13 protein-coding genes are annotated in these 15,979 nt (G+C 60.6%); 10 read left to right on the top strand and 3 right to left on the bottom strand.

Annotated elements, in window-relative coordinates; all coding sequences use genetic code 11:
* Positions 1–58: 58 nt before the first annotated feature.
* Positions 59–1,045 carry a D-erythronate dehydrogenase gene (gene denD, locus IGW03_RS11700; protein ID WP_194722735.1) on the bottom strand — a complete coding sequence of 329 codons (987 nt, stop codon included), beginning with the start codon at positions 1,043–1,045 and terminating at the stop codon, positions 59–61.
* A 117-nt stretch (positions 1,046–1,162) separates the two neighbouring features.
* Here denD and IGW03_RS11695 point away from each other — a divergent pair, with 117 nt between their 5' ends.
* The 9 genes from IGW03_RS11695 (at position 1,163) to IGW03_RS11655 (ending at position 10,571) form a co-directional block, all read left to right on the top strand.
* Positions 1,163–1,993, top strand: coding sequence for a FadR/GntR family transcriptional regulator (locus IGW03_RS11695; RefSeq protein ID WP_228535364.1), 831 nt, complete (start codon positions 1,163–1,165; stop codon positions 1,991–1,993).
* A 34-nt stretch (positions 1,994–2,027) separates the two neighbouring features.
* Complete coding sequence (gene otnK, locus IGW03_RS11690) at positions 2,028–3,296, top strand: 3-oxo-tetronate kinase (protein ID WP_194722734.1); 1,269 nt, start codon at positions 2,028–2,030, stop codon at positions 3,294–3,296.
* Positions 3,293–3,961, top strand: coding sequence for a 3-oxo-tetronate 4-phosphate decarboxylase (gene otnC / locus IGW03_RS11685; RefSeq protein ID WP_194722733.1), 669 nt, complete (start codon positions 3,293–3,295; stop codon positions 3,959–3,961). Before otnK ends, otnC begins: the two co-directional genes overlap by 4 nt.
* 34 nt (positions 3,962–3,995) lie before the next feature.
* Positions 3,996–4,790 (top strand): 2-oxo-tetronate isomerase, encoded by a 795-nt coding sequence (gene otnI, locus IGW03_RS11680; RefSeq protein WP_194722732.1) that lies wholly within the window; start codon positions 3,996–3,998, stop codon positions 4,788–4,790.
* A 116-nt stretch (positions 4,791–4,906) separates the two neighbouring features.
* Positions 4,907–5,863 carry a TRAP transporter substrate-binding protein gene (locus IGW03_RS11675; RefSeq protein ID WP_194722790.1) on the top strand — a complete coding sequence of 319 codons (957 nt, stop codon included), beginning with the start codon at positions 4,907–4,909 and terminating at the stop codon, positions 5,861–5,863.
* 94 nt (positions 5,864–5,957) lie between these two features.
* Positions 5,958–6,452, top strand: coding sequence for a TRAP transporter small permease (locus IGW03_RS11670; RefSeq protein ID WP_194722731.1), 495 nt, complete (start codon positions 5,958–5,960; stop codon positions 6,450–6,452).
* A gap of 44 nt (positions 6,453–6,496) precedes the next feature.
* Positions 6,497–7,774 carry a TRAP transporter large permease gene (locus IGW03_RS11665; protein ID WP_194722730.1) on the top strand — a complete coding sequence of 426 codons (1,278 nt, stop codon included), beginning with the start codon at positions 6,497–6,499 and terminating at the stop codon, positions 7,772–7,774.
* A 370-nt stretch (positions 7,775–8,144) separates the two neighbouring features.
* Positions 8,145–9,506, top strand: a complete 1,362-nt coding sequence (gene uidB, locus IGW03_RS11660) for a glucuronide transporter (protein WP_323744960.1) — start codon at positions 8,145–8,147, stop codon at positions 9,504–9,506.
* Between the two features lie 123 nt (positions 9,507–9,629).
* Positions 9,630–10,571 (top strand): LysR family transcriptional regulator, encoded by a 942-nt coding sequence (locus tag IGW03_RS11655; RefSeq protein WP_194722728.1) that lies wholly within the window; start codon positions 9,630–9,632, stop codon positions 10,569–10,571.
* Between the two features lie 32 nt (positions 10,572–10,603).
* Here IGW03_RS11655 and IGW03_RS11650 read toward each other — a convergent pair whose 3' ends face one another.
* Together IGW03_RS11650 and IGW03_RS11645 are read right to left on the bottom strand one after the other, a co-directional pair.
* Positions 10,604–11,338 carry a peptidylprolyl isomerase gene (locus tag IGW03_RS11650; protein ID WP_323744959.1) on the bottom strand — a complete coding sequence of 245 codons (735 nt, stop codon included), beginning with the start codon at positions 11,336–11,338 and terminating at the stop codon, positions 10,604–10,606.
* A 213-nt stretch (positions 11,339–11,551) separates the two neighbouring features.
* The gene (locus tag IGW03_RS11645; RefSeq protein ID WP_228535362.1) at positions 11,552–14,008 is read right to left on the bottom strand and encodes a beta-glucosidase family protein; all 2,457 of its coding nucleotides are present in this window, start codon (positions 14,006–14,008) and stop codon (positions 11,552–11,554) included.
* A gap of 726 nt (positions 14,009–14,734) precedes the next feature.
* On the opposite strand from IGW03_RS11645, the gene IGW03_RS11640 reads away from it, so the two are divergent.
* Positions 14,735–15,727: a LacI family DNA-binding transcriptional regulator gene (locus IGW03_RS11640; protein ID WP_194722726.1), complete on the top strand. Its 993-nt coding sequence runs from the start codon at positions 14,735–14,737 to the stop codon at positions 15,725–15,727.
* The last annotated feature ends 252 nt before the right edge of the window (positions 15,728–15,979 follow it).

Below are 15,979 nucleotides of genomic sequence, written 5' to 3'. Positions count from 1 at the left end.
AATGGCGGCTGTCCGCGCAGGAAACATGATCTGCGCCAGATATTTGCTTCTTCGCAGGTCAGGCCGCGATGTTGCCGCCCAGTTCATCCTCGACATAGCTGCGGATGATGCTGTCGAAATCCGCATCGCGCTGGAAGCCCATCGCATCGCCGCGCTTCGTGATGAAATCGCCCGGCCAGGAATTGACGATCCTGATGATGGCCGGATCCTCTTCCCAGCGAATGCGGTCGACGACGCGGCGGCCGGCGACCCGCTCCAGCGCCGCCACCATTTCCTTCACGCTGGTAGCCAGCCCCGGCAGGCTGAGCGCGCGGCTGCTGCCGAACGCGCTGCCGTCGATGTCATGGCCGTGAATCAGGCTGTTGATCGCATACCGCGGCGACAGCAGCCACATCGGCGTGTCGGGCGACACCGGGCAGACCGCCTCGATGCCGTTGAGCGGCTCGCGGATGATGCCGCTGGCGAAGCTCGATGCCGCCTTGTTGGGCGCGCCCGGGCGTACGCAGACGGTCGGCATGCGCAAGGCGCGGCCGTCGATGAAGCCCTTGCGGCTGTAGTCGTTGACCAGCAGTTCGCCCATCACCTTCTGGGTGCCGTAGGAACTTTGCGGCGTGAGCACTTGATTGTCCGGTACCTGGGCCGGCAGTTCGCCGCCGAAGACTGCCACCGACGAGGTGAATACGACGCGCGGCTTGTTGCCGTTGCGGCGGGCGCGTTCCAGGATCACGCGGGTGGCGTCGAAGTTGATGCGCATGCCGAGATCGAATTCCGCCTCGGCCTGGCCGCTGACGATGGCTGCAAGATGGAAAACGGAGCCGGTTTGCGGCGTCAGTACCTGGTCTATCGTGGCGGCGTCGGCGATGTCGCCGGTGACGACATGGATGCGCTCATCGGTGAAACCCTTGGCCGGCACGACGTCGAGCAGCGTGATACGGGAAATCGGAGTCTGTGCGCCCTGGGCATTCGCCAGCGTCCCGCGCTCGAGCAATTGTTTCGCCAATCGCGCTCCCAGCAATCCTGCGCCACCAGTAATTAGAACTTCCATGCTTTCCTCAAAAAATGCGCAAGAGCCGCGGCAATGCCGCGTCGGTCTCGCGGTCTGGCCAGGGAACCGGTCACGGATCCGAGCAAAAGCCAGTTGTGGTTTAAGTTGTGAAGTTATATGATAAGCGCATATTATGCAATCATCAATCTTGATATCAAGCGCATGAGCGACGATCCCCTGTTCCAGGTGGCGCCCCTTGAAGCGTCGGCAAAAATGCCGGAGCGCATTACCAAGATCCTTCAGGATCTGATCCTCAAGGGCACCTACCCGCCGAAATCCCGCCTTCCTTCGGAAGGCGAGATGGCGCAGCATTTCGGGGTCAGCCGCACGGTCATGCGCGAGGCGGTATCACGCCTGAAAGCCGAAGGCCTGGTCGAATCACGCCAGGGCAGCGGCGTTTTCGTGCGCGAAGCGGGGCCGGACCGACCCTTCCGGATCAAGCCCAGCGTCATCGACTCGGTGCAGGAGGTACTGCAGGTCGCCGAACTCAGGCGCGGCATGGAAGCGGAAATCGCGGCCCTGGCGGCAGAACGCGCCAGCGACGAACAGATCGCCGAGATCGGAGACCGCCTTGCCGCGATTGACGGCGATGTGGCGGCAGGCGGAGACGGCGTGGCAGCCGACATCGAATTCCACCGCAGCATCGCCCGTGCCACCGGCAATCCGCACTTTCTCGCCCTGTGGGATTACCTCGGCCAATTTCTCAAGGGCACGATCAAGCTCACGCGCACCTGGGAAGCGCAGCGCGACGAAACCCGGCAGCAGGTGCTGGACGAACACCAGGCGGTCTATGAGGCCATCCTCCGCCGCGATGCGAATGCAGCACGGGAGGCTGCGCGCAAGCACATGGAAATGTCTTCGCACCGCATCCGCAACATCGATCCGGAATTCGTCGCCGACAAGACGAAGAAACCGGTGCGCCGCCGTACGGCCGGCGCCAAGCAGTGACTGCAGTGAATGAACATATAACGGAACAAGCCACATGAGCCTTTTACTCGGATGCATTGCGGACGACTTCACCGGCGCGACCGATCTGGCCGGCATGCTGGTGCGCGCGGGCATGCGGACCGTGCAGATGATCGGCGTGCCGCAAGACCCGCTGCCGCATGACGTCGATGCCGTCGTCATCGCGTTGAAGTCGCGCACCACGCCGCCGCAGGAAGCGGTCGAGGAATCGCTCGCCGCGCTTAACTGGCTGCGCGATGCCGGCTGCCGACAGTTCTATTTCAAATACTGCTCGACCTTCGATTCCACCGACCAGGGCAACATCGGCCCGGTCACCGACGCGCTGATGGATGCCCTCGGTACCGACTTCACCATCGCCTGCCCCGCCTTCCCGGAAAACAAGCGCACCATCTTCAAGGGTTACCTGTTCGTCGGCGACGAGCTGTTGAGCGAATCCGGCATGCGCAATCATCCGCTCACACCGATGACCGACGCCAACCTGGTCCGCGTGCTGCAGCGGCAGACCAGGCGCAAGGTAGGCCTGATCGGTCATGACGTGGTCGTGCGCGGTGCGGTTGCCATCTCGGCGCATATCGACACCTTGAAGGCCGGCGGCGTGCAGATCGCCATCGTCGATGCGGTATCGAACGACGACCTCATGCGCATCGGCGTCGCGCTGGACGGCATGCCGCTGGTCACCGCGGGTTCCGGCATCGCCCTCGGCCTGCCGCAGAACTTCCGCAAGGCAGGACTGCTCGACGAAGGCGCCGTTGCCGACACGCTGGACGTGCCGCAAGGCTTGCGCGCCGTCATTTCCGGCAGCTGCTCGGTAGCCACCAATGCCCAGGTCGCGCACTTCATCGATTCGGGCCGGCCGGCATTCGCCATCGATCCCCTGCGTCTCGCGGACGGCCAAGACCTGGTGGCGATGGCACTCGACTGGGCAGAACCCTTGCTCGCGGACGGCCCGCCGCTGATCTATGCAACCGCGGCGCCGGAATCAGTCAAGGCGGTGCAGTCGCGTCTCGGCGCGGAGCGCGCCGGCCAGCTGGTCGAACATGCGCTGGCCGCCATCGCCAAAGGACTGGTTGAGCGCGGCGTGCGCCAACTGCTGGTGGCCGGCGGCGAAACCTCGGGCGCGGTCGTCCAGGCGCTGGGTGTGAACGGCCTGCATATCGGCCCCCAGATCGATCCCGGCGTGCCCTGGACCACGACGCTGGGAGAGAAGCCGCTGGCGCTTGCACTCAAGTCGGGCAATTTCGGTACGGTCGATTTCTTCACCAAGGCATGGAGCGTGCTGCAATGAACGAGTCGGCGCTGCGCGAACACATCTGCGAATGTGGCAGGTCGCTGTACGACCGCGGCCTGGCCACGGGCAGCAGCGGCAACATCAGCGTGCGGCTCGATGACGGCTGGCTGCTGACGCCGACCAATGCATCGCTCGGTCATCTCGATCCGGCGAGGCTGGCCAAGCTCGACTGGAACGGCAATCTGATCTCGGGCGATCCGGCATCCAAGGAAGCCTTCCTGCACCGCGCCATGTACGAGGAGCGCAGCGGCGCGGGCGCGATCGTTCACCTGCATTCCACCCATTCGGCCGCGGTGTCCTGCATGTCCGGGCTCGATGCCTGCGACTGCATACCGCCGCTGACCGCCTACTTCGTCATGAAGATCGGCAAACTTCCGCTGATTCCCTATCACCGCCCCGGCGATCCGAAGCTGGGCGATGCCATCCGCGGCTTGGCGGGGAAACACAGCGCGGTGCTGCTGGCCAATCACGGCCCGGTGGTGTCGGGCCGTGATCTGGAGGCGGCGCTGTACGCGACCGAGGAACTCGAAGAGACGGCGAAGCTGTTCCTGCTCTTGCGCGGCAACAATCCGCGCGTGCTCGATGCGCAGCAGATCGAGGAACTGCGGCAGGTCTTCAAGCTGGACTATCCAGGCCATGCAGGCCAAGCGGGCCAGCAGTGATTTACACTTCGTCTTCAAGCATAAAGGAAAGATCGTGCCGAAATTTGCAGCCAACCTGACGATGATGTTCAACGAGGTACCCTTCCTGCAGCGCTTCTCCGCCGCGGCAGAAGCAGGCTTTACCGCCGTGGAATTCCTGTTCCCCTACGAGCACACGGCAGAAGAGGTGGCACGCGCGCTCAAGGACAACGGCTTGCAGAACGTGCTGTTCAACATGCCGCCCGGCGATTGGGCCAAAGGCGAGCGCGGCATCGCCTCCCTGCCCGGACGCGAAGCGGAATTCCGCGAGGGCGTCGACAAGGCGATTACTTATGCCAAGGCGCTGGGCACCCCTCGGCTTCATGTGATGGCCGGATTGCTGCCCGCAGGCGGCGACCGCGATGCCGCACGCGCCGCCTATGTCGCCAACCTGCGCCATGCCTGCGCGGAAGCGGCGAAGCACGGCATCACGGTATTGATCGAACCGATCAACACCCGCGACATTCCCGGATATTTCCTCAATACCCAGGCAGAGGCACATGCGTTCCGTGAAGAAGTTGGCGCCGACAACCTGAAGGTGCAGATGGATTTCTACCATGTGCAGATCGTTGAAGGCGATATTGCGATGAAGGTGAAGCGCTACCTGCCGCATATCGGCCACATCCAGATTGCCGGCGTCCCCGAGCGCAACGAGCCGGATACCGGCGAGATCAATTATTCCTACCTGTACCGGCTGCTGGACGAGGTCGGCTATGACGGCTGGCTGGGCTGCGAGTATCGCCCGGCGAAGGGAACGGTGGAAGGACTGGGCTGGTTCGAGCAATATGCCGCCCGCCCGGGCAAGGCATGAGCGCATAGCGTTCTCCATGGCCACCGCCAATGGGGAACAATGAATGTTGTTTGTAATACGTTAAAAACTTTTCAGGAGACTTGAAAATGAAAACATCCCGTCGCAATGCCATCGCCATGGCTGCATCCCTGCTCGCACTCGGCCTGGTGTCATCCGGCGCTTCGGCGCAAACCGTGATGCGCATCAGCGTATCCACCGCCCAGAATTCGCACCAGGGCGTGGCTATCGATACGCTTGCCAAAGAAGTGGAAAAGCGCACCAACGGCCGCTACAAGATCCAGACCTTCTACGGCGGTTCGCTGGGCGCGGAACGCGAAGCAGTGGAAGCGGTGCAGCTCGGCACCCAGGAACTGACCTGGACATCGACCGGCCCGATCCCCAACTTCGTGCCTGAGGTGAAGATTCTCGACATCCCCTTCCTGTTCCGCGACTACGCCCATGCCCGCGCCGTGCTGGACGGTCCCATCGGCCAGGACCTGCTGAAGAAGTTCGACAGCAAGGGCATCAAGGCGCTGGCTTGGGGCGAGAATGGCTTCCGCCACATGACCAACAACAAGCGCGCCATTAACAACCCGGAAGACATGAAGGGACTGAAGATGCGTACCATGGAAAATCCGGTGCACATCCAGGCTTACAAGGGCTTCGGCATCATTCCGACGCCGATGGCCTTCACCGAAGTGTTCACGGCAATGCAGCAGGGCACGGTCGACGGGCAGGAAAATCCGCTGTCCGTCATCACCGCCAACAAGTTCGAACAGGTGCAGAAGCACCTGACCCTGACAGGCCATGTGTATTCACCGGGCGTCTTCCTGATGAACAAGGCGGCCTTCGACAAGCTGTCGCCGGCTGACCAGACCGCCTTCCTCGAAGCGGCCAAGGTCGCTGCCAAGGCCAACCGCGACCGCGTCGATGAAGATGAAAAAACCGCCGTCAAATACCTGGGTTCCAAAGGCATGCAGGTCGTCGAGAACGTCGACAAGGCAAAATACCAGGCCGCCCTGGCGCCGGTCTTCGCCGATTTCGAAAAGCAGTTCGGCAAGGCCAATATCGACAAGATCCGCAATTACAAGTAATACGCGCCACGCCCCGCCTCCCGCGGGGCGTTTTCCAATACGGGCCTGACTCGCAAGCCATGCGTGCCGGCCCCAATCCGTCAACACGAACAACATGAAATCCGCCTTCTTATCGCTGGGGCGTGGCATTTCCAAGTCATCGCTGGCCTTTGCCTGTCTGATGCTGGTCCTGTCTGCCTGCCTGGGCATGTTCCAGGTCGTTACCCGCTTCGTCTTTGAACAGCCTGCAGAATGGAGCGAGGTGCTCATCCGCTTCTTCCTTATCTGGATGGTGTTCATGGCCTTGCCGGAAGCATTCCGGCTCGGTTCCATGGTGTCCATCGACATGCTGCACCGCCTGTCGCCTCCGCCGCTGCGCCGCATTCTCGACGTAGTGATCATGGTGGCCTCCCTGGCGCTGCTGGCAGTCATCATCTGGTTCGGCTGGGACTATGCCCAGCGCGGCAAGGTGCAAACCATGGCGGGACTCGAAGACCTGTCGATGTTCTGGGCCTATCTTGCACTTCCGGTCGGGTCGGTCTGCGCCGTGTTCGGCGTCATTTCCAACTTCCTCGAACCGCAGAAGCTCGAACTCGAAACCGCCCAATAAGCGGCGGCCACAAAAAGACCAAAAGACCAACAAGAGTACCTATCATGTCCCTTACGATGCTCATCACGATGATCGTGTGCTTCGCCCTGTCGATATCGATCGCGGTATCCATCGGCCTGGCCAGCGTCATCGGTGTCTACTCCGCGAATGCCCCGATGCTGCTGGCAGCCAAGGAGATCTTCACATCGATCAACAAGTTTCCGCTCGCGGCGATTCCCTTCTTCATCCTTGCCGGCAACCTGATGGAGACCGGCGGCATTTCGAAACGCCTGGTCGAATTCGCCAAGTCGATCGTCGGCGGCGTACAGGGCGGCCTCGCGGCCACCTGCGTTCTGACCTGCATGATCTTCGCCGCCGTGTCGGGTTCGTCCGTGGCCACCACGTTCGCCATCGGCGCCATCCTGATCCCCGCGCTGGTCAAGCACGGCTATCCGCTCAACTTCGCGGCAGCGCTGCAGGCGACATCGGCAGAACTGGGCGTCATCATTCCGCCGTCGATTCCGATGATTCTCTACGGCGTTTCGGCAGAAGTGTCGATCGGCGAGCTGTTCATCGCAGGCTTCGGGCCCGGACTGCTGATCGGCATCGCATTGATGGTCTTCGTTATCATATGGGCACGCGTCAAGGGCTACGGCAAGAATGACCATGTCGGCAGGATGAGCTTCGGCGCCGCATTCAAGCAGGCCTGGCTGGCACTGCTGATGCCCGTCATCATCCTCGGCGGCATCTACGGCGGCGTCTTCACCCCGACCGAAGCGTCGGTGGTCGCGGTGTTCTACGCCTTCATCGTCGGCGTTTTCATCTACCGCGAAACACGCTGGTCCGATCTCGGCGCGATCTTGAGGAAGTCCGCCCTGTCGTCGGCGGTCATCATGTTCATCATTGCCAACGCCGGCCTGTTCAGCTTCATGATCACCCGTGCCGGCGTACCGGATGCGATCGGTGCCTTCCTGGCCGAGAACCTGAAGAATCCGATGTTCTTCCTGTTCGGGGTCAACGCGGCGCTGTTCATCATCGGCATGTTCATCGAGACATCTGCGGCAATCATCGTGCTGGCGCCGATCCTCGTGCCGGTGGCGATCAAGTTCGGTGTCGATCCCGTGCATTTCGGCATGATCATGATCGTGAATCTTGCCCTCGGCATGATTACGCCGCCCTTCGGCGTGAACCTGTTCGCTGCCTGCACCGTGGCACGGATTTCACTCGATCAGATCGTATCAAGGTTGGTTCCCTTCATTCTCGTCATCCTGGGCTGCCTCACGCTGATCACCTACTTCCCGCCGCTGTCGCTTTATCTGCGGGACCTGGTGTTCGTCAAGTAAGCAAGTAGAATCCCAAGCATGGCGGATGGTCCATAACGGCATCCGCCATGCATATCCTGAAGCGGTACCAGGCCTTGACCTTCCGCAGGCCGCCCTCCCCATCCCACCGCAGCAATCACTCCATTTCAAGACAAGGCAAGGCCGGCAATCCGTGCGCCGCTTCCGACTGCGATTCATAACCAGGAAATACGCCGCATAAGGCACTCGCGTTCCGGCGCCTACCTCCGTCCATGCCTTCCACTATCTTGTGACACCTTTCCTTTTCGGGATCAGGACAGGTGCATTTGATTACAATTGCATGAATAGCAAAGACACCGGGAGACAACAGGCATATGCAGTACCGGCGGCACAACCCACCGAGCTTGCCTCAGTGAATAAAGCAGCAACCCCATTGGGATGGAGGCCCATCATCGGCTATGGTCTGGGCGACCTGGCCAACGGCCTCGTCTTTTCCATGGGGATGCTGTTCCTGCTGCACTATTACACCGACGTCGCCGGCATCGGTGCCGCAGCAGCCGGAACCATGCTGATGGCCGTGCGCATCTACGATGCATTCATGGACATCGTCGCGGGCAGGCTGATCGACCGGCCGGGCAAGCCGCACAGGTCAGGAAGATTCCGCCCTTATCTGCTCTGGGCCTCGTTTCCTCTGCTTCTCCTCAACGTTGCCGTATTTGCCGTGCCCTCCAACTGGACCGAGAACGGCAAGCTGGCCTATGCCTGCGTGACTTACATGCTGCTCGGCACCGCCTATTCTTTCGTGAATATTCCCTACGGCTCGCTGGCGAGCGCGATGACCCAGTCGCCGCGCGAACGCTCGCTGCTGGGTGCGGCGCGCGCCCTGATGGGAACCTCCGCCATCGTTCTGCTGGCCTGCGTGCTTGGTCCGATATTGCGAAACCTGCATGGCGAAGCGCTGCAGGCCCGGCTGACTCACCTGACGATCGGACTGGCGGTTGCCGGCATGCTGTTCTATTTCGTCTGCTTCATCGCCACGAGAGAGACGGTGGAAAGGGATGCGCGCCATGCCGGCCTGAGCGACAGCCTCTCCACGCTCATGTCGAACCGTCCCTTGCAGCTGCTGTGCATCGCGGGGTTCTTCACGCTTGCCGGCGTGACCTGCATGGGCGCCACCACCCTCTATTTCGCGCGCTATGTGCTTGGCGATTCGAAATATTTCCTGATCATCATTCTGCTGACGACGCTCTCCGGCACCGTGGTCTCGATACCGCTCGCCCCGGCCCTCGCATCGAGGTACGGCAAGAGGGCCGCATTCCAGTCAGGCCTGGCCATTGCCATCTCTGCCCACCTTTGCCTGTTCTGGATGGCCGCCGCCGGCCCGGCAGCGATATTGTCACTGCTGGCGCTCGGTTCGATCGGCACCATGCTGGCGATGGCCATCTTCTGGGCGCTGGAAAGCGATTCGGTCGAATACGGCGAGTGGAAAACAGGAATGCGCCTCGAGGGATTGAACTATTCCCTATTTTCTCTCGCGCGCAAGTGCGGCCAGGCGCTCGGCGGTTCGATACCGGCGTTCCTGCTGGCGGGAAGCGGATATGTACCGAATCTCGACATGCAGCATCCCGCCGCCCTGCAAATGATTCGCGTCGGCGTGACGCTGGCGCCGGCCCTCGCCTTCCTGATAGCGTTTTTGATCATGTTGCTTTATCCTTTGACCGACCGCCGTTATCTGGAATTGATTCAGGAAATTGAGCTGCGACGGCGAAACTGACCCGCGACCGACAGGCAAACTCGAATGCCAAGGATGGGCGTAAACGGCGTTGCGCGCAGACGCAGTGCCGACTTCGGGCCGCAATGAGATCGGCTTCCGAAAGCAATCTGGAGCCTTACTGAATTGGAAACACGCACTCTCAGCAACTTCATCGTCGTGGCGGAGGAGAAAAGCCTTCGCCGCGCGGCGGCGCGTTTGCACATGACGCAGCCTGCCCTGTCGCGCCAGATTCAAGCCCTCGAAGAAGAAATCGGCGTCCCCCTGTTCGTCCGCAACACCAGCGGCATGGAAATCACCGCCGCGGGCGAATCGCTGCTCCATCATGCCCGCAATATCAAGACCGAAATCGAATTGGCGAAGAGAAATGCCTTTCTCACTAGTCATGCCAAGAGGCAGAAGCTCGATATCGGCGTGGGCAGTTCGACCGTATTCAATATTGCGCCTGAAATCCTGGAACGCTTTTCCCGCCTCCATCCCAATGTCGACCTGGTCCTGCATACCGCAAACGAGGAAGAACACGTCGAATCCTTGCGGCACGGAAGGATCCTGATCGCTTTTTCCCGCGGCGTGCGCAAGCCAGCCGGGCAGGACGTGGCGGATATCGTCAGCGAAGAGGTACTGTCGGAACCGATGCTGATTGCCCTGCACAAGGATCATCCCCTGACCGGCCGAAGCCATATCGGCATCAGCGACCTGCGCAATGAATTGCTGATCGGCGGCCCCGATCCCTCATACGATCAGCTCTGTCTTCAGCAATGGGGCTTCATGCCGCGCGTTGAAAAGAGATCCACCGATCTGATGAACGCACTCAGCCTGGTGGGCTGCGGCTATGGCATCTGCGCTGCCCCGGCCTCGATGCAGGAATTGCAGATCCGCAACGTGGTGTACAAGCCTTTTCTCGAAGGAGAAAGGTTTCCGTTTCGCGTGCGCTGCCTTTACAGCAAGCAGGAGAAGTCGCCCTGGCTTCCTGTCCTGCTGCAGGTAATCCATGCGTATCGCGAGGAGACTGCCGCAGCGGCAGCGCAAGCTATGGAGAGATGTGCCGTATCGACCGCGCCGGGATAGCCCTGTGCGGCCTGTGTTCAGCTTGGTCCGGCTTAGTCGATTTTCGCTTTCGAGCGAACTCCATCGATCATTTTGCTGACGGCCTGGTCTTCAGCCTGCCTCTTCAGCAGCGGCTTCATCTCGTCGAAGGACGGCACCTTCAATGGCCTTGTATCCTCGAGCTTGATCACATGGTAGCCGAACTCGGTCTTGACCGGCGCGGGAGTATATTTTCCCGGCTTCAGTAAAGTGACCGCTTCCGCAAAGGGCTTGGCGAACCTGCCGGGAGCGGACCAGCCGAGATCGCCTCCGCTGTCCCTGGTACCGGAATCCGCCGACTCCCTGGCCAGCTCCTCGAACTTCGCCCCCTTGTTCAGCCGGGCGATGATGCCCTGCGCTTCCTTTTCATCGCGCAGCAGGACATGGCGGACCTTGTAGTCGGTGTTGCCACCCTTGGCGCGCAATTGCTGATATTCGGTTTTCAGGTCGGCATCGCTGACTGGATGTTTCCCGAGATAGTCCTCGACATAGGCACGAATGATGACGGTCTGCCTGGCCGCTTCGGCCTGGACTGCCATTCGCTTCCGCTCGGCCTCCGCACGAGCCGCTACGCCGGCCTTCGTGTCGATCCCTGCCTTTCGGGCTTGCTGCCAGAGCAGTTCGCGCCTGATGAGTTCTTCCCTCACATGATCCGTCAGCTGCGGGCCCGCCGGCATGCCGTGCGCCTTGGCCTGGTTGATGAAGGCTTCGGCCATCTCCCGCGAAACCGGGTTTCCGTTGACCGTCACGAATGCAGGCTCTGAGGCCGCCGCAGAACAAGTCAGAAGCGCACCCATTAGCGCTGTACACGCTGCTTTTACCAAGGTTTGCATGATGAATTAGGATTTGAAATTCGACAGCGGTTCCCGACAGCCACCTGGCCTCAGCCAAGGAGTCGCTGTCGGAACCGGGGATGCGGGAATCAACTGCGCTTCGATCCCGCATCGCGACCGCACACCGGCTTACCGGGTGAATGTCCCGGCGGCCTGCAGGTTGGTCGAGGAGTTGCCGACATAGACCGTGTAGGTCCCTGACGGAATGACGAAGCGCTTCGACGCCTTGTCATACACGCTCAGCGGATGATTGGTCGCGTTGGGATCGATCGTGACCGTCACGTCCTTCGATGAACCTGGCGCCACGGTCACCTTCTGGAATCCGACCAGTCGTTTTTTGGGCTGCCCTGCTGCCGGTACCGCCAGGTACACCTGGACCACCTCCGCACCGTTCGCAGCACCGGTATTGCGCACCGTTGTCTTCACCGTGTACGTCGTGCTGGTCGCGGCGACGCTGGGCGAGCCGAGCTCAAACGTGGTGTAGGACAGGCCGTGGCCGAATGCGAACGCCGGCGCGACATTGTTGGCGTCATACCAGCGGTATCCGATATTGAGGCCTTCCGAATAGGTGACGGTCGGCTGTCCCTTCGCATTGTTCACGCCCGGGAACTGGTTGACGCTGGCGCTGTTCAGGAAGCCGCGGCCGGCGAACGGGAAGGTCACGGGCAGCTTGCCGGACGGGTTCTTCACGCCGAACAGCAGGTCGGCGACGATGTGGCCGTCCTCCTGGCCCGAGAACCATGTTTCGAGGATGGCGGGACCGGCTGCGCCCACCAGTGCGGGATCCATCGCCACGCCGGCATTATCCTTGAGCACCAGCGCGGTCTTGCCTGTCATCGGCTTGCCGGTGGTCGACGTCGCGGCCAAGATGTCCTTGATCATCGCAACGGTATTGCTGTTGCCGGCCTTGTTGCTGTTCTCGACCGAAATTGCGCTCGGCCGTGCGACATACCAGTCGAGTCCGTCGCCGACTGCCGTCATGGTGCCGGTCACCGTCACACCCTGCCCTGTCGTGAACGATGCCCTGTCCGCGCCTTCTTCGGAGATGGTGCCCGCCATGATGATCACGGCATCTGCGCCTGCGGCGGCATTCAATGCAGCGGCATAGCTGGCTGCGGCGCCGTCGATGGTTGCTGTTTGATTCGCATCGTCGACGAGAACGAGCTTCACCGTAGCCGACGCATTGCCCTGGCTGCGCAAGACGTTCTGGATGCCTTCGACCGGTGCGACGGTGTAGGTCGGAACCACGTCAGAGCTGCCTCCGCCCGCGCCCATCGGCTGGCCGACCATGACGCCGCCGGCGACCGCCTGCCGCGCATACACCTGGGAAGCCTTTCCCACCACCACGACATTGCGCACGGTCGAGGCAAACGGCAATACCTTGTTGTCGTTCTGCAGAAGCACCGCCGACTCTACACCGATGGCGCGCGCCTTGGCGCCGCCGGCCGCATAGTCGATCGGCGTCTGAGCGATCTTGCGGTCGAAGATGCCCAGCTTGAACATCTGCGTATAACGGCGCTTCAGTGCGGTGTCGATATCGGAGACCTTGATCTCCCCCGCCGTCAGCGCGGCGTTCAGAAGCTCCGGCGCCCACTGCAGAGGCATGGGCATCAGATGGTCGAGACCGGCGAGCAAGGTCGGCGAGGTCGACTTGGTGGCGAAGAAGTCCGATTGCACGTAACCCTTGAAGCCCCACTGGTTGCGCAGCACGTCGGTCAGCAGATACTTGTTCTCGCAGGACTGCTGGCCGTTGACGGAGTTGTAGGCGCACATGACCGAGGCAACCTGTCCGTCCTTGACTGCCATTTCGAACGGCAGCAGGTACAGCTCGTGCAAGACCTGCTCGTCAACGATGGTATCGAGCGTATTGCGGTTGGTTTCCTGCTCGTTGGCTGCATAATGCTTTGCCATGGCGATGACGCCCTTGTTCTGTACCGCCTTGGTTTCGGCAACGGCCATGACGCCGGTCAGATAGGGATCTTCGCCGAAGTACTCGAAATTGCGGCCGAGGACGGGAATGCGCGCGAGATTGACGCCGGGCGCTTCGAACACGTGCAGCGCGAGATTGTTCGCTTCCGTGCCGATGACTTCGCCGAACTGCGTGGCCACGGCCGGATCGAACGAGGCGGCGACGCCCATCGCCGACGGCAATGCGGTGGCCTTTGCCGATGAGGGATGCGTATAAGCCGCCGTAGGATTGGGTGCCTTTGCCAGCTCCATGCTGACGCAGTCATTCTGTCCGATGCCCACCGGGCCGTTGGTGATGCGCAATGTCGGAATCTCCAGCTCTGCAATGCCGGTCACATGCCGTGCGCCGAAGCAATCCGGCAGTTCCGGCACGACGCCGGGCACACTGCCCACCAACTGCTGCTGCTTTTGCGCCAGGTTCATCGCCGCTACCAGCAGGTCCGCGCGCTGCTCGGGCGGGAGACTCTTGGCCATCCATGGCTTGACCGTCGGCGCGGCGGGCGCCTGGGAAGCGGTGGAGTCGCCGTCGCTTCCGCCGCATCCGGCAAGCATCGCGGATGCGATGGCCGACGCCATGACGGCATATTTGAATTCATTCACGCACTTCCCTCTTCTCATTACTATCTCCTCGTGGAATGCCTTTTCATATCGGCATAAATGTTGTTGATGCTTTAAACATGCCATTGCTGGCCGTTGCTTAATCTTTTAATTCATGCCTGTCATGGCGCTGCCCGCGCACAGGAAAGGAAGAGGTCAAGCCGGCATCCCCCTGCACCGACACCTCATCGCTCCCGAGCAGAAAGCAGAGGGACTGTCGGTATTCAGAGAATGAATTCCCCTCTCCCGCAAGCGGGAGAGGGGCCAGGGGTGAGGGAGGTGGCAAATCCTCCTGCGGTCTTGACACTGCCCTCATCCACAGCCCTTCTCCCGCTCGTGGGAGAAGGGGGTGCAGTCCCGTTCACCAACTGCAAACAGATCCTTTTTTCGTTGTCCGGCTCGCTCCAGGTATCCCAAGACTAAACCCACGCACTTCGTTAAACGCTTTCCAAGTTGGACATGACTATGCCTCCTCCGCGCCATTCCAAGCGCTTCATCATGTTGACTGAATTAATGCTTACGGATCGGATTCTTAGGCATAAGGCGATGCCTGTCTATTGAGTTAATTTTATAGGGGTATGCTGAATCGGCATCGCAGTTGCGTCATCAAACATTCATGCGATATTGTTCCGCAATCCTCCTGTTCTCCTGTAATCCGGCTGCGTTTCGCGGCTGGCTTTCCGCGTTCGATGTCCCGTATTGCACCCGCATTCCGGCGCGGCAGACCTGCGCACCTGATATGAATTCATGAAAAGACAAGCGCCCACTCTTTACGACGTTGCAAGGGAAGCCGGCGTCTCCATCGCAACGGTTTCCAAATACCTCAACGGCGCGCAGCGCTTTTCGCCGCCGGTCGAAGCCGTCATCAACGAGGTGGTCGCGAGGCTCGGCTACCGCTCCAACGAACTCGCACGCTCGATGGTGACAGGAGAAACGAAGACAATCGGCGTGGCCATCCTCGATATCGACAATCCGCACTTTACTGCGGTGGTCAAGGGCGCAAACCGGATAGCCATCGAAAACAGCTACACCCTGCTGCTCGTGGATACGGAAGAGAATCAGAGCCGCGAACTCCAGCTTCTGGATGCCCTGAGCCGGCGCGTCGACGGCCTCATCATCAGTTCCCGAATGCCGGAGCCGGAGATCCGGAAAGTCGTCGATTATGGAAAGCCGATCGTATTGTTCGGCAGGCTCGATTCGATCCGGATCACAAGTATCGTAAGCGAAGGCCGGCGCGGAGGATTCATGCTGGCGGATCACCTCGTCAGGCAAGGGCACAAGAACATTGCCTATCTCGGCTTTCCCGAATCGCGCTGGAACCTGGACCGGATGGAGGGAGTGAAAGAGTGCCTGGACATGCATGGCCTGAAACTGCAAGGCTTCGATGTGCGGGCACCGTACGCTTCGGAAGGTGAACGCCTTTGTTCTTCGGTCATGCACTGGAAGGAGCGCCCCGATGCCCTGATCTGCTACAACGACCTGCTGGCGATGGGCTTCATGAAGGAAGCGCAGGCACTTGGCTTCAGAATTCCGGACGATATCTCGGTGGCCGGATTCGACAATATTCCCTATGGCGAATATATCTCTCCTTCCCTTACCTCGGTACATCTGCAAAGCGAAGGAATGGGAGAAATGGCGATGAAAAAGATGCTCAACCTGCTGACGGGCAAGGCTGACGATGAATGCCATGTCCTCGATCCGCATCTTGTCAAACGCGCCTCTACACGAACGAGGCGGTAGCTGCAGCACTTGAACCATCCTCATGCAACGAGCGATATGCCCTTCATGACGTTTTGAAACATCCGCTGCCGCTGTCGAGCGGAAGACTTTCCTTTACACAAAACCGACCAACGTGAACCGGCCGGAACCAATTCTTCCCGCCCTTTCGGCAACACGACTTTGCGTCTTGCTTCTTTGCGCTGAAAAAATCAAAAAGGAACCTTGCAATCGTTACTGAGTAAAGTTATATTCTTTGGAAAACGTTTAACTTTG

Origin of the sequence: Noviherbaspirillum malthae (assembly GCF_015352985.1) — a bacterium.
GTDB lineage: Bacteria > Pseudomonadota > Gammaproteobacteria > Burkholderiales > Burkholderiaceae_D > Noviherbaspirillum > Noviherbaspirillum malthae.
Note: the sequence above shows the minus strand (reverse complement) of the source record. Positions and strands in the feature narration are given on the sequence as shown.

Coding starts and splice junctions, on each gene's coding strand:
- IGW03_RS11640 (WP_194722726.1), top strand. CDS start 14,735: ATGAAAAGACAAGCGCCCACTCTTTACGACGTTGCAAGGGAAGCCGGC.
- IGW03_RS11675 (WP_194722790.1), top strand. CDS start 4,907: ATGGCTGCATCCCTGCTCGCACTCGGCCTGGTGTCATCCGGCGCTTCG.
- IGW03_RS11645 (WP_228535362.1), bottom strand. CDS start 14,008: ATGAGAAGAGGGAAGTGCGTGAATGAATTCAAATATGCCGTCATGGCG.
- denD (WP_194722735.1), bottom strand. CDS start 1,045: ATGGAAGTTCTAATTACTGGTGGCGCAGGATTGCTGGGAGCGCGATTG.
- IGW03_RS11670 (WP_194722731.1), top strand. CDS start 5,958: ATGAAATCCGCCTTCTTATCGCTGGGGCGTGGCATTTCCAAGTCATCG.
- otnC (WP_194722733.1), top strand. CDS start 3,293: ATGAACGAGTCGGCGCTGCGCGAACACATCTGCGAATGTGGCAGGTCG.
- IGW03_RS11665 (WP_194722730.1), top strand. CDS start 6,497: ATGTCCCTTACGATGCTCATCACGATGATCGTGTGCTTCGCCCTGTCG.
- otnK (WP_194722734.1), top strand. CDS start 2,028: ATGAGCCTTTTACTCGGATGCATTGCGGACGACTTCACCGGCGCGACC.
- IGW03_RS11695 (WP_228535364.1), top strand. CDS start 1,163: ATGATAAGCGCATATTATGCAATCATCAATCTTGATATCAAGCGCATG.